The sequence below is a fragment of the Mycobacterium sp. D16Q16 genome (genome assembly GCF_002013745.1).
GTDB lineage: Bacteria > Actinomycetota > Actinomycetes > Mycobacteriales > Mycobacteriaceae > Mycobacterium.
The window spans coordinates 85,249-98,086 of record NZ_MAEY01000013.1; the positions used below are offsets into that span (position 1 = coordinate 85,249).

At 63.5% G+C, this 12,838-nt stretch carries 14 protein-coding genes; 6 read left to right on the forward strand and 8 right to left on the reverse strand.

The annotated features are described in order from the left end of the window. Positions 1-24 precede the first annotated feature (24 nt). Complete coding sequence (locus B4394_RS13705; RefSeq protein ID WP_176138318.1) at positions 25-762, reverse strand: CPBP family intramembrane glutamic endopeptidase; 738 nt, start codon at positions 760-762, stop codon at positions 25-27. Between the two features lie 79 nt (positions 763-841). On the opposite strand from B4394_RS13705, the gene B4394_RS13710 reads away from it, so the two are divergent. Next, positions 842-1,531, forward strand: coding sequence for an alpha/beta fold hydrolase (locus B4394_RS13710; protein ID WP_078315328.1), 690 nt, complete (start codon positions 842-844; stop codon positions 1,529-1,531). Here B4394_RS13710 and B4394_RS13715 read toward each other — a convergent pair. Beyond that, the gene (locus B4394_RS13715; protein ID WP_078311387.1) at positions 1,528-2,313 is read right to left on the reverse strand and encodes a DUF2470 domain-containing protein; all 786 of its coding nucleotides are present in this window, start codon (positions 2,311-2,313) and stop codon (positions 1,528-1,530) included. The genes B4394_RS13710 and B4394_RS13715 overlap by 4 nt on opposite strands. Before the next feature lie 146 nt (positions 2,314-2,459). On the opposite strand from B4394_RS13715, the gene pheA reads away from it, so the two are divergent. Next, entirely contained in the window at positions 2,460-3,386 is a 927-nt protein-coding gene (pheA, locus tag B4394_RS13720; protein WP_078311386.1) for a prephenate dehydratase, read from the forward strand. Beyond that, positions 3,383-4,069 (forward strand): histidine phosphatase family protein, encoded by a 687-nt coding sequence (locus tag B4394_RS13725; RefSeq protein WP_078311385.1) that lies wholly within the window; start codon positions 3,383-3,385, stop codon positions 4,067-4,069. The genes pheA and B4394_RS13725 overlap by 4 nt, the downstream gene beginning before the upstream one ends. Here the strand turns inward: B4394_RS13725 and B4394_RS13730 are convergent. Further along, the gene (locus tag B4394_RS13730) at positions 4,066-4,293 is read right to left on the reverse strand and encodes a hypothetical protein (protein ID WP_078311384.1); all 228 of its coding nucleotides are present in this window, start codon (positions 4,291-4,293) and stop codon (positions 4,066-4,068) included. The genes B4394_RS13725 and B4394_RS13730 overlap by 4 nt on opposite strands. Before the next feature lie 152 nt (positions 4,294-4,445). Between B4394_RS13730 and B4394_RS13735 the strand changes: the two genes are divergently transcribed. The 3 genes from B4394_RS13735 (at position 4,446) to B4394_RS13745 (ending at position 6,865) form a co-directional block, all read left to right on the forward strand. Further along, positions 4,446-5,549, forward strand: a complete 1,104-nt coding sequence (locus B4394_RS13735) for an oxygenase MpaB family protein (RefSeq protein ID WP_078311383.1) — start codon at positions 4,446-4,448, stop codon at positions 5,547-5,549. Continuing rightward, a complete protein-coding gene (locus B4394_RS13740) occupies positions 5,546-6,109 on the forward strand; it encodes a peroxiredoxin-like family protein (protein ID WP_078311382.1) in 564 nt (187 codons plus the stop codon). The genes B4394_RS13735 and B4394_RS13740 overlap by 4 nt, the downstream gene beginning before the upstream one ends. Positions 6,110-6,238: 129 nt before the next feature. After that, positions 6,239-6,865, forward strand: a complete 627-nt coding sequence (locus tag B4394_RS13745) for a TetR/AcrR family transcriptional regulator (RefSeq protein ID WP_078315329.1) — start codon at positions 6,239-6,241, stop codon at positions 6,863-6,865. Here B4394_RS13745 and B4394_RS13750 read toward each other — a convergent pair. From B4394_RS13750 to B4394_RS13770, 5 genes are read right to left on the reverse strand one after another with little or no spacing between them, the layout of a single operon-like run. Continuing rightward, a complete protein-coding gene (locus B4394_RS13750) occupies positions 6,816-8,372 on the reverse strand; it encodes a flavin-containing monooxygenase (RefSeq protein WP_078315330.1) in 1,557 nt (518 codons plus the stop codon). The two genes, B4394_RS13745 and B4394_RS13750, sit on opposite strands and share 50 nt — an antisense overlap. Beyond that, positions 8,369-9,403 (reverse strand): alpha/beta hydrolase, encoded by a 1,035-nt coding sequence (locus tag B4394_RS13755; protein WP_139360181.1) that lies wholly within the window; start codon positions 9,401-9,403, stop codon positions 8,369-8,371. Before B4394_RS13755 ends, B4394_RS13750 begins: the two co-directional genes overlap by 4 nt. Beyond that, on the reverse strand, positions 9,400-10,941 hold the full coding sequence (locus B4394_RS13760; protein ID WP_078315331.1) for a flavin-containing monooxygenase: 1,542 nt from the start codon (positions 10,939-10,941) through the stop codon (positions 9,400-9,402). Before B4394_RS13760 ends, B4394_RS13755 begins: the two co-directional genes overlap by 4 nt. Continuing rightward, positions 10,938-11,798: an SDR family NAD(P)-dependent oxidoreductase gene (locus B4394_RS13765; protein ID WP_078315332.1), complete on the reverse strand. Its 861-nt coding sequence runs from the start codon at positions 11,796-11,798 to the stop codon at positions 10,938-10,940. The genes B4394_RS13760 and B4394_RS13765 overlap by 4 nt, the downstream gene beginning before the upstream one ends. Continuing rightward, complete coding sequence (locus tag B4394_RS13770) at positions 11,795-12,667, reverse strand: SDR family NAD(P)-dependent oxidoreductase (RefSeq protein WP_078315333.1); 873 nt, start codon at positions 12,665-12,667, stop codon at positions 11,795-11,797. Before B4394_RS13770 ends, B4394_RS13765 begins: the two co-directional genes overlap by 4 nt. Positions 12,668-12,838: the final 171 nt, after the last annotated feature.

A 12,838-nucleotide genomic window follows, 5' to 3' on the forward strand; every position in this document is an offset into this window, starting at 1 on the left:
TCCTGCGCGTCCCATGAGATCAGGCTAATGGAGCCAGACCAGGTGATCACGGAGCAACGCGTACCCGGCGAAGGCGACGGTGTCGATCACGCCATGGGCGACGACCAGGGGCCATAGCCGTCCGGTGCGGTGCCAGACGTATCCGAAGACCAGACCCATCGCCAGGTTTCCGATACCGGCCGAGACACCTTGATAGAGGTGGTAGCAACCGCGTAGCAGCGCCGAGGACGCAATGGCGGTGGTCGTTCCGTAGCCCAGTTGCCGCAGTCGTGTCTGTAGGTAGGCGACGACAACGACTTCCTCGGCCCAGCCATTCGCGAATGCGGACAGCACCAGCACCGGCAGCCGCCACCAGGTGTCGTCGAGGGAAGCGGGGATGACTTGGACGCTCAAGCCCATCCAGCGCGCGCCGACGTACAGCGCCAGGCCCGGCAGCCCGATGAGTGCCGCCAATCCGAGTGCACCCAAGCCGTCAGGCCGCCAGCGCCAGCGGCCGAGCCCGATCGAGGACAGACTGAAACCACTGCGCCACAACAGATATACCGCGAGTGCGCCCCAGGCCACCAGCCGGGTGATCGATACCAGGTTCAATCCCAGGTCAATCAGGCTGAACTCGGCGCGGCGGGGATTGAGCGCTACGGTCTGGCCGGCAAGCCCGGCCAGGACGGCAGACGTGAACTGCAGGATGGCGCTGATCGCGCTCATCCCGAAGCTGATGGCGAGCACGATCCAGATCTCAATGCGGATGGTGCGCGGTGTCATGTCCGATGAGCCGCATACGCGAAGAGGTGAAGACTCCGATTCGGCCACGGCGCCCATTGTGGCTGGTATTGGTGGAAGAGTGTCCGATGTGGTGAGCACTCTGCGCTATGTGGCGTCGCCCGATGGGGTTCGGTTGAGCCTGACCGTGTCCGGTGAGGGGCGGCCGCTCGTGATGGTGCACGGCGCGATGGATTCGGGGGCGGCCTGGTCAGATGTCGCTACAGAGCTGCGACGGGACTTCACGTGCTTTCTTGTCGACCGGCGTGGTCATGGTGCGAGTACGGACGCCGAGGAACACAGCCTGGCGCGTGAGGCGGACGATGTCATCGCGGTGGCCGCGGAAGCGGGACCCGATGCGGTGATACTCGGCCATTCGTTCGGCGCGGTTGTCGTGCTGGAGGCCTTGCGTCGCGGACTCGATGTGGCTGCCGTCGTCTTATACGAGCCACCGCTTCCGGTGTCGGACGGTGTGGCTACGGCGAATAGGGAAGGAAGCGCGGCGGTTCGGGCGCGCTCGGCGACCGTGTCACGGGAGTTCCAGGCGCTGGATCATTGCGTGGAGGTGCTCGGTGAGTACACCCGTGTGGTCATCCCGATGCTGCTACTCGAAGGGGCGAACTCGCCGCTGCAGTTCCGCGAGCCGGTGGGATATTTGGCACGGCGGGTAGCCGGCGTGCGAGTCAAAGAGCTTGTTGGGCAAGGTCATTTCGCGCATCGTGAGGCACCGGCGATGTTCGCCGGGGTATTGCGCGAACTGTTGCTGGGCTAGATCTTTCGGGCACGCAGTCCGTTGAGAAACGGGCAGCCGGCCAGAATGCGCAGTGCCTGGCTCAGGCCTGCGGTGTCGTTGACGGGTTCGTTGAACGGCAGTCTCACGTCGTGGTCGCCCGCTGCGCCTTCTACGCGCAGCTGGATGCCGTAGCGGTCGATGCCGAGCAGCCGAACCTCGCCGTGCTGCAGGTTCAGGGGAAGACGCCGCGCCAGTCGTTCGACGAGATCGCGGTGGTCGTGGTCGATATGCGACAGCCAGCCGGCCTCGAGTGCGCAGAACGGATCGGGACGCGCACCGAGCAGTGCGGAGACGTCAACCGATTCGGCTCCCGTCGAGTCGGCGACGACGACGGACTCCACGTTCAGGCACAGCAGTACCGAGCCGGGCTCTGTGCGCAGCCGCATATCGGTGCGGATGTCCAGGAGTGCCGGATTGGGTATCCGGCTGGCGATCACGTCGACGATGCCGCGGGCCTCCCGGTCGGAGGCGGCCACCACGTTGCCGCGCACCCAAACCAGGGAGCGCACCGGCTCGCGCAGGGGAAGCGGTGCTTGGTCGGTCAGCTCAAGGAGGGCGGGCATCCCGGATTGGCCGGCCGCGACGACGGTGGCGGCGATGGCGCTATCCGAGGGGACCGCGACGGCGAAGGTGCCGTCGTCGAACAGATGATGCAGCGAGGTCCCGACCACATCGGCTCCGGCGATGGCGAGAGTTGAGCTCGCGGCCCGTGCGCAAGCCGAACGAACACGCTCGGCGGTGGTGGGCGGTGCTGCGGTCATGGTGACCCTTCCTGTTCAAACCCTGGAGAACCCGACGAACTGAGGTAAGCCTAAGTTAACAACGGACGGTGGAGAGTGCAAGGGACACCTGTGCTGTCGCCTGTGTCGAGGGTTCGCCGGGCGGTGGAACGCCTAAGGTTTGAAGTGTGCAGCGCATCACGTATTTGGGGCCGGAAGGCACGTTCTCCGAGGCCGCGCTGACCACGCTGCGCACGACGGGGCGGATTCCCGGCTCTCCCGAGGTGGAGCCGGTCTCGGTTGCCAGTGCGCGCGAGGCGTTGGTGCAGGTACAGAAGGGTGACGCGGCCTACGCCTGCGTTCCAATAGAAAGCTCGCTCGAGGGCCCGGTGGTGCCGACGCTCGATACCTTGGCGGTAGGCACTCCGTTGCAGATCTTCGCGGAGACGGTGTTGCCGGTGTCCTTCACCATCGCGGTGCGACCGGGGACGTCCGCGGAGGATGTGAAGACTGTCGCCGGTTTCCCGATCGCCGCCGCGCAGGTGCGTGAGTGGCTGGCGGCCAACCTGCCGAACGCTGAGCTGATCGCTGCCAACTCAAATGCTGCGGCGGCCGAGGATGTGAAGGCGCTGCGGGCCGACGCGGGCGTATGCACGGAATGGGCCGCGCAACGACTGGGGCTGGATGCCCTGGCGAGCGGCGTCGTCGATGAGGCTCATGCGCACACGCGCTTCGTGCTGGTGGGGCAACCGGGGCCGCCGCCGTCGGCCACCGGCTCGGATCGCACCTCCGTGGTTCTCGGATTGGGGAACGTACCCGGCGCTCTCGCCGCCGCCATGAACGAGTTCGCGATCCGGGATATCGATCTCACCCGCATCGAGTCCCGGCCTACTCGTACCGGCCTGGGTACTTATCGGTTCTTCCTGGATTGCGCCGGACATATCGACGACGTCGCCGTCGGCGAGGCACTCAAGGGCCTGCATCGTCGTTGTGCGGATGTGCGGTATTTGGGATCGTGGCCGAGAGGAATCGCAGCGCCCGCCGGCGCCAACCCGCCGGTATTGGACGAAGCGTCCGGATGGCTCGCCGAGACGCGGGAAGGGAAGCTGCGATGAGCGGGCGCCTTGTCCTGGTCCGGCACGGGCAGTCGTATGGAAACGTTGAACGCAGGCTGGACACCAAACCACCGGGTGCGGCGCTGACCGAGCTCGGACTGCAACAGGCCCGGCTGTTCGCCAAACAGTACGAGGAGCACGCGCCTGCCGTGCTGGTGCATTCGGTGGCGTTGCGCGCCGTCCAGACCGCCACGGAGATCGCGGGACATCTTGGCGTGGAGGCGCTTCAGCTCGACGGTTTGCATGAGGTGCAGGCAGGGGAGTTGGAGGACCACACCGGCCTGGAGTCCTTCGAGATTTTCGACCGCACATATGAGCGTTGGCATTTCGGTGAATTTGGAACCCGTTTACCTGGTGGTGAATCCGCGCAAGACGTGTTCGACAGGTACCTGCCCGTGGTTGCCGAGCTCCGGTTGCGACACCTGGAAAACGACGCGTCGACCGGTGATGTGGTGGTAGTGAGCCACGGGGCGGCGATCCGCTTGGTGGCGGCCACGCTCGCCGGAGTGGACCCTGGCTTTGCGGTGAACCATCACCTGCGCAATGCGGAAGCGGTTGTGCTGGCGCCGATTACCGACGGACGGTGGAGCTGTGTGCACTGGGGAGATGCGGCCGCGCCCTTCCCGCATCAGGAGGCCGCCAGCGCCGAGGAACTGGCGCAGTCGGCCGACCCGATGGGCTAGACCGCCAGCGGGATCTCGCCCTCGCAATCGCATTGTGCGGCAATGCAATCAATGACCAGGCTGTGCCGTAGCAGATACTGCCCATCGCAGTCACGTTCCGTGCACTCGGCATGCCGAGAGGAGTGCACGATCAATGTTCCGTGGCAGTGGTCGATATCTCGGATGCAATCACGGCAGGCCACACCGCAGCTGATGGCGTGCCGCCACTCCGGTGATTTCTTCATACCCGTGTTCTAGCACCGTATACCGACGAGTCGCCGTAACCGAGCGGCGAGGGAGCCTTCTTTTACATTGATATTGCAATACAATCTGAATATCAATACAATCTGTATGGCTTGGATATGCACGTCATAACGCGATTCAGAGGAGTTCGACCATGGGCAGCCTGCGCGACGACCCGAGATATGCCGGAACGGTTGAACAACGCCGCAGGCGTGACCGACGGTATGACTTCCTGCTCAAGCTGCATGGCAAGAACGGCAAGAGGGCACTGCAGATCGCGGAGGCCCCGCGTAAGAACGACGGCTACTTCGGACTCGACTCGCTCAGTTTCAAGGTCTACGAGAACGTGATGGTCGCCGGGATGGGAGCGCTCTCGGGGCTGTTTATTTCCGTCCTCGACCCGGACGGGGCCTATGGCGTTGGGCAGCACACGACGTACTACTACGACACGGTGGGCCGGGTCCGCCGAAGTCTGCTGTTCTTCGCGGGCGCTGTCGCGGGTGACAGCGAGGCGGCAGTCAAGGTCGGTCGCGACCTGTTCCGTAAGCACGCGCACATCAACGGTGATGTACCGTCCACCGGGGAGTCATTCCGTGCCAATCACGTTGAAACACTGAAGTTCACGTACGTAGTCGGGTGGCCACACCTGTGGCGTGCGTACAAGAAGTTCGGTGATCCGAATGCGACGTATGAGGATGAGTGCCAGTTCTACAAAGAGCAGGTGCGCGTGTGCGAGTTGATGGGCATGCCGGCTGGGGAGCTACCCACCACGCCGGAGGACGTCGAGGCCTGGGTTCGCAATGCGGAGAAGAACCTGATGGCATTCACGCGGCCGGCGCAGGAACTCACTGATTTCCTGACGCATAACCCCTGGACGCCGTTGTACCCCAACGTGATTATGGGCGCGGGAATCAAGCTGGCGATCTGGGCCGCGATCCCCTTGCTCACGCCGTATGTCCGCGAGATCTGTGGACTGACCACCATGCGGATCAGGCCGGCCATCGGCACCGTTGCGATCAAGGGCGCGGTGCGCGCGCTACGCAATCCGGTGGTCGAGAAATTGATCTTGCCCTGGTTCGGATACGAGATGTGGGGATACATGCACAACGCGATTCGGCATGCGCCAGATGCAGGGCCGGTGCCATTCGATCACAACGTGGGCTTGACACTGCAACAGGGCAAGGGCGGAACGCTGGGGGAGAGCGCGTGCCCGATGCATGCTCTGGTCACGGCGCAGCCGGCAGAGGTGTCGGTATGACACGTATCGACATCATGGCGAACGAGCGGCTCCTCGATGATCGCCATCATCTGCATGAGTTTCAGGAGCTGTGGGCCGACGGTCCGGTGGCGTTCGTCTTCCTGCGGCAGTTCGGCAGTGCGTTCGCGGTTCGGCAGGCGCAGTCGCTCAACAGGTACTACGACGAGATCGCCGCTGCCGGAGCAAAAGTCGTCTTCATCGGGTTGGGCACCTCCATTCAGGGCTTCACCTTCCGTAAGCGCACCCAGACACGGTTCCTGGTGCTGACAACCCAGGACCAGACGCTCTATCGGACGATGGGACTCTGGCGCTATCGCGGGGGAACGATCGGACCCTCCAATTTCGGACCGTGGGTGAGGCTCATACGCGAGGGCATATATCCATATCAACGGACCGGGGACCCCTATCAGTTGGGTGGTGTCTTCGTCGTGACGGCTGGAGGCCGCGAAGTCACCTGGGACTTTCGGGCTCACAAGGCCTCCGACATCGCCGCGGCCGGCGACATCGCCAAGGCGCTCGTTCAGGCCCCGCTGCCTAGCTCTGTCGGCACAGCGCCTTAGCGCCGAGGTCCGTTCGTGTCCCGGGTAACGATCGTCGAGTCGGCTGCGGCAGATCGATATACTGCGAACCGACCGGCCGGTGCCGGGAGACGGAAAGCGCGCGACAGGGCGCGGGGACTAGCGATCGGGGTGTCGATGCCGAGGGCGCTGACCCGCGAGGAACTGCAGGCGCAGACGCGGGAAATCGTGCTCGCAGCCGCCGAGAAAGTCTTCCTGCAAAAGGGTTTTCACGCGACGACGGTTGCGCAAATTGCCGCCGAGGCCGGCCGTACCCAGGGCTCGATCTATAGCAACTTCGAGAGTAAAGACGCTTTGTGTCAACAACTTCTGCGCATCCATTACGAAGGGTGGCTGACTCAGGTCGCGTTGGCGATGATGGCCAAGGAGAGCGCAGCGGACAAACTTGCCATCGTCGAGACCAAGTGGCGCGTACTCAGTGGTGAGACCGACTGGATCGGTCTGACCGCGGAGTATCTACTCGCGGTCCGCCATGATCCGGAACAGGCTCAGCTGATTCGTGAGAATGTGGCCGGTTTGCAGGCGGGCGCGAAGGCAGTGTTCGCGGGCCAACTTGAAGCCGAGGGCGTGGCAGCCCTGGACCATCCTATTCTTGACGACGCCGTGGCCGCAATTGTTGCCACGGGGATGGGGTTGGTGGTCAACCACACGCTGGGTCTTGTCGAGCCCGATCAGTCAACCAGCGTGTTCATGCAGACCCTCGAGACGTGGCGAGATCGACTGAGTGCTGCCGGCTAGCGCTGGTGAATTGATAGTCAGTGAACGGAAAATACCGGTTCTGCAAGCGCATCTCGGTGTTGGTTGATGGACGATACGCGGCCGCATCGCCTTGGTAGTTGATGTAGTAGGTGTTCGAGCCCGCGCACAGCGGTGTGGGAAGGTGGCTCTTGGCGGCGCGCGAAAGCATTTGCTGCCAGTACTTATCGTGAGGCTCCTGACGCACCTCGCAACGGGTGGCTCCACGTCGGCGAGTTTCCTTGATGGCCCGAACGGCGTGCGTAACCGTCGATTCCAACAGAACCAGGTACGAGCCGGGTGAGTACGCCCAGGGCCCGATCAGCATGTATGCGTTGGGCCAACCGGGGATGGTCACTCCTTGGTAGGCCTGGTAGCGGTTCTCGTCCCACCACGTGTTCAGGTCGACGCCGTCGCGACCCAGGCACGGGAACGGTGGCGTGGCACCCTTTTCCATGACCTTGAATCCTGTGGCGCACACCAGAACATCGATCTCGTGCTCTGCCCCATCGGCGGTGATGACGGAGTTCTCGGTGATGCGTTCGATGGGCTCGGTCACCAGATCGACGTTGGGTTTGGTGAACGTCGTAAACCACGCGTTGTGCATGGATGGCCGCTTGCAGCCGAACGCGTAAGTGGGCGTGAGCTTCTTGCGTAGTTCGGGTTCTCCGGGGAGCTGTGTCCACATCCATCCCCGCAGCGCCAGACCCACACTCTGCAGCACCGCCTTGTACAGGCGTTCCCCCAGCAGCTGCCCGCCCAGCAGCGCACCGCCGAGCCCTAGCTCGACGAGCATCATGCCGGCACCGCGCAACGGCGCACGCAGCACACGATTGCCGAAGATGAATCGGGTGAGGGGGCCGGTCTTGAAGTCGAGCTTGGGTGCGACCCAGATTGCGGTGCGCTGAAACACCGTCAGGTGACCGACCTGATCAGCGATCGCTGGCACCAACTGCAGCGCGGTGGCACCGGTGCCGATCACGGCCATCCGCTTGCCGGTCAGGTCGTAGTCGTGGTCCCACGACGTGGTGTGCTGGAGCTTGCCGGCGAAGGTGTCGATGCCGGGGATGGTGGGCAGATTGGGCACCTCCAGCCCACCGATCCCGACGATTACGTGGCGAGCGGTGATCTCACCTTTATCGGTCTCCATGTGCCAGATATCGGTGGTCTCATCGAATCTTCCGCCGAGCACCGTGGTGCTGAGCCGCAGCTTGTCGCGCAGGCCGTGCCTATCGACCACGTCCTCGGCGTACTGCTGGAGGTCGTCGCCGGGCGCGAAGAGCCGGCTCCAGTTCCCGGTCTGGGCAAAGGAATAGCTGTATATGAATGACGGAATATCAACCGCGACACCGGGATACTTGTTGATGAACCACGTTCCGCCCACGGATGGGTGCTTATCGACGATCACGAAATCGTCGATACCCGCTTTGCGTAACTTGACACCTGCGGCGATGCCGCCGAATCCGGCGCCGACGACAAGAACCTCATGCTGGGGAGTGGGCGTGCTCACGATGTGCCTGCCTTGGAGTTGGTCGGATTGGTGATCTGGCTGATGAAGTACGCGATGTCGGCTACCGCGGCGCGGGCGTCGGGCAGGATATCGGCGGCGATCTGAAAGTCGTGCACGGCGTGATCCCAGATCTGGACCGTGCACGGCACGGTGGCTTCGGCACAGCGGCGGGCCAACTGCTCGACATCGACCAGCAGCACTTCGAGCGATCCCACCTGGATGAAAACCGGTGGCATGCCTGTGAAATCGCGGTTTACCGATGACCAGGACGGGTCCAACTCACCGTCGGGGGCCATGCCCAATTCGCCCGGAACCGAGAGAATGAGGCCAGATAGCATCGCATCACGGGCCTCGTTCGGATGGGCCTTCTTCGCCGAACAATCGAGATCCGCCCACGGGGAGATAGCGGCGATGCCACCGGGCACCGGTAACCCAAGGTCTCGGGCGGCGAGAGCCGCGCTGAAGGCCAGTCCGCCTCCGGCTGAATCGCCGGCGAACACAATTTTGTCGGCGGAGTATCCCTGGTCGAGTAGATATCGGTAGGTGGTCATGGCATCGGCGACGGACTCGGTGATATGCGCCAGCGGGAGCTGGCGATAGTCGACCGCGAGTAGCCGCGTCGCTGCCGTGCGCGCGAGACGTGCGGTCATGCGCCGGTGACTGTGTAGACCGCCCAGGATGAAGGCGCCGCCGTGGAAGTACAGGATCGCACCCTCCTCCGCATTCTCCGGATCGGGAAGGTCCCTATGCCACAACCATTCAGCACGGAAGTGTGGAAACGTCACGATGCGCCGCCGGGTACCGCGACTCGGGCGCAACGGGTAAGCCGCCACCTCGACGAAGTTGGCGGCGCGGAATCCGGGCGTCCGCCATGACGGAAAACGCGCGGCGAGTCTGGCTAGACCCTCCAACGGTGCTCGCAGCAGAACCCGGGCCACCGCGTGGGTAAACCTTTGCAGCGCTGAGCCACTCCCCAGCATCGAGATCTTGACGGTATCGCCCGGTACGGCGATGGGTAGCGGAGCATTCATGTGAGCACCTCTGCGGGCTGCTTCCCGTAGGCGTATTCGTAGTCGTCGAGCGGGAACTTGCGTGTACTGCGCCGCGCCTCGAAGAACCCCGCGGGCCGCAGATACGTACTGTCGCCCTGCGAGTTCCGGTAATACGTGGGGATGTGTCCGTTCAGCTCGGCAAGGTAGTAGCGCATGGCTTCCGATCGCTGGCGGACGATGCGATGGTACGCATCGGCAACCTCCTTGCGTACCTCGCAGGAGCCAGCTCCACGCCTGTTGGCTTCGACGATGGCGCGTACCGCGTGATCGGAGGTCATTTCCATAAACGCGTGCCAGCCCGATCCGGTCCACGAGTACGGTCCGCAGAGTGTCCACCGATTCGGCAGGCCGTGTACAGCGACGCTCTCGTAGGCCTGCAGTCCGTGTTCGGCGTAGTATGCGGCTAGGTCAAACCCGTTGCGGCCCCGAATGGCTCCGGGCCGGTAGGTCTCCGGGTCCGAGAACACCTCATATCCGGTGGCCAGGATCAGCACATCGAACCGGTGCTCGACGCCATCGCGCGTCCGGACGCCATCGGTGGTGATTCTCTCGATCGGCTCGGTGATCAGTGAGACGTTGTCTCGGTTGTATGCCCGCAGATAACCATTGGAAATGGTGGGGCGTTTCGCGAGGGAGCCAAAATCCGGTGTCAGCTTCTCGCCGGTGGACGGGTCGTCGACTATCCAGCGGATATAGCGGCGGTATGCGGCAATGCACGTCGCATCGAACCTGTCCATCACGGGGCGTGAATATCGGAACGGTGCCTTGCTCAGCGTGCGGAGCAATATGTCGGCCAGCACCAGCACGGCGCCGTTGAGCGCGGGTTGCACTCCGGGTGCCGCGTACACACGACGCAGGATCGGGCCCAATGTGAGGTCCGGCTTGGGTAGGGACCAGACCGGTGTGCGCTGGAAGACGGTTAGGCGCGATACCTGCGGTGCGATGGTGGGAATGATCTGCACCGCGCTGGCTCCGGTGCCGATGATGCCGACACTTTTGGCCGTCATGTCGTACGCGTGGTCCCAGTCGGTGGGTCGCTGCACCTTGCCGCTGAAGGAGTCTGCCCCCGCGATGCCGACATCGGCTTTGGGGCGGACGAAGGCACCGACGGCGCTGATCACGAAGCGTGCGGTGATGACCGAACCGTCGCTGGTGACTAAGTTCCAGAATCCGGTGTCGTCCCACTCTTCTCGTTCGACGTTGGTGTCAAAGCGGACCCGTTCGTAGACGCCGAAGCGCTGCGCGACGTCGACGTGATACTGCTTGACCTCGTCCCCTTTGGGAAAGAGCCTGCTCCACTGAGAGTTTCGCGCGAAGGAGTACTGGTAGGCAAAGGACGGAACGTCCACTCCCAGGCCCGGATAGTGGTTTTCGTGCCAGCTTCCCCCGACGTCGTCGGCGCGTTCCAACAGCACGATGTTGTCGATTCCGGCTTGTAACAACTTGACCCCCGCCGCGATACCGCCGGGCCCCGCGCCAATGACAGCGACATCGAATTCCGGTTGCGGTGTGCTCACTGTCCGACTCGATTCAGGAGGGGCTGCAACCGGGACATCAGGCTGTCGGCCAATTCGAATGAGCCGATGCCCGTGAGGACGCGGCTAAGGCTCGGCGACAACCGATAAAGGCCGTAGATGAACCATGATTCGGGATTGACAGGAACGACGGCCCAGTTGTGGTGTACCGATCTCTCGATGGCGCGTGCCACCTTCTCCGGGCCCGCATAGCTGATCGATTGAATCTTGCCGGCCTGTGCGTACCACTGCGTTTGATCGTCGTCGCTGATTCCGGCGCGATGGCCATTGGCGATCAGATTGGTGTTGATAACACCGGGGCATATTGCGGTGACCCCGATTTCGTGTCGGCGCAGCTCGACCCGCAGCGCCTGCGATGCCATCAGAACGGCCGCCTTGGCCGTGCCGTACGCGGGAATCATTTTGTGCGGCAGGAAGGCCGCCCCCGAAGCGATGTTGACGATATGCCCACGAACCCCTGCATCGATCATCTGTTGGCCAAAGATCCGGGATCCGTAAATGACACTCATCAAGTCGACGTCCATGGTGCGCTGCCACTGTTGCGCGGTCGTGTCGACAAACCCGCCCCAGTCCATGATTCCGGCGTTGTTGACGAGCAGGTTGGGCGCGCCGAACTCGGAGCCGACCCACGTGCCGAGCGTCTCCCACTGCTGTTCATCCGCGACGTCCAGCTGATACGCGATCGCCGTGCCGCCGCCGGTGGCGATGTCACCCGCCGCGGCCTCCGCCGCGTCGAGATCAATATCCGCGAGGATCACCCGGTCGCCCCGAGAAGCGAAGAGGCGAGCGGTTTCTCGTCCGATACCGGAGCCGGCACCGGTCACTATTGCGGTCTTCATCGATTTCCTCCGATACCCAGGGTGGTCAGCGCACGCGCGCCCAGATCCACGACACGATCGGCCAAGGACATCCGGGCCAGACCCAGCAGCCCACGCGTCAGGCCAGGAGACAGCCGGTACAGGTACCAGCCGAACCACGCCTCTAGACCGACGGGCACGGTGGACAGGTTCCATCGCATGGAGCGTTCGACGGCCGCGGCGACGTGATCGGGGGATCGGCCGAGGAAGTGTTGCCCGCGGCTCAGCTTGTCGGTCCACGTTGTGCCCGTGGGACTGTCGACGCCGCTGCGCGTGCCGTTCGCGGAGAGGTTCGTATCGATCAGGCCGGGGCAGATCGCGCTGACACCGATACCGCGGCGGCCGAATTCGGCGCGTAATGCCTGCGTTCCGAACCAAGCCCCTTGTTTCGCGACAACGTACGACGGCGCCAAGGGTGTCGGCATGAACGCCCCGACCGAGCAGATGTTGGCAATATGGCCCGTCGCACCCGCGTCGATCATGCGCTGTACGAATAGCCGCGACCCGACGAGCGGACTCATCATGTTGATCGAGATCATTCGTCGCCAGTCCGCACCCGTCTGCTCCAGAAATCCGCCGGCGATGAGGATGCCCGCGTTGTTCACCAGCAGGTCCGGGGGCCCGTATTGCTCACATACCCAGTCGGTGAACTGCTCCCAGTCGGCTAGATCTGCGACATCCAGGCGGAGGAAGACGGCCTTCCCGCCGTCCCCCGCGATGCGATCGACCGTCTCGGCTCCCGTCGTCTCATCGATATCGGAAACTACGACCGTCCAGCCCTTACGGCCGAATCGCTCGGCGGTCGCCCGGCCTATGCCGCTGCCCGCCCCGGTGACAACGGCTACCGGCATAACGAACACCCCCGGGGAGCCGTAAATCGGAACGATGCTTCAACCATGGGCGGACCTCTCCTCGTCGAGAATTTCATTCAGATAATAGAATTATCTGAATGAAGGCGCAATGCCTGCCGGTGCGAGGGTCTGGAAACGTTCCGCGAAAGCAGGATTGCCCGAGTGCTGGCT

Coding starts and splice junctions, on each gene's coding strand:
- B4394_RS13705 (WP_176138318.1), bottom strand. CDS start 762: ATGACACCGCGCACCATCCGCATTGAGATCTGGATCGTGCTCGCCATC.
- B4394_RS13715 (WP_078311387.1), bottom strand. CDS start 2,313: ATGACCGCAGCACCGCCCACCACCGCCGAGCGTGTTCGTTCGGCTTGC.
- B4394_RS13725 (WP_078311385.1), top strand. CDS start 3,383: ATGAGCGGGCGCCTTGTCCTGGTCCGGCACGGGCAGTCGTATGGAAAC.
- B4394_RS13730 (WP_078311384.1), bottom strand. CDS start 4,293: ATGAAGAAATCACCGGAGTGGCGGCACGCCATCAGCTGCGGTGTGGCC.
- B4394_RS13735 (WP_078311383.1), top strand. CDS start 4,446: ATGGGCAGCCTGCGCGACGACCCGAGATATGCCGGAACGGTTGAACAA.
- B4394_RS13740 (WP_078311382.1), top strand. CDS start 5,546: ATGACACGTATCGACATCATGGCGAACGAGCGGCTCCTCGATGATCGC.
- B4394_RS13755 (WP_139360181.1), bottom strand. CDS start 9,403: ATGAATGCTCCGCTACCCATCGCCGTACCGGGCGATACCGTCAAGATC.
- B4394_RS13765 (WP_078315332.1), bottom strand. CDS start 11,798: ATGAAGACCGCAATAGTGACCGGTGCCGGCTCCGGTATCGGACGAGAA.
- B4394_RS13770 (WP_078315333.1), bottom strand. CDS start 12,667: ATGCCGGTAGCCGTTGTCACCGGGGCGGGCAGCGGCATAGGCCGGGCG.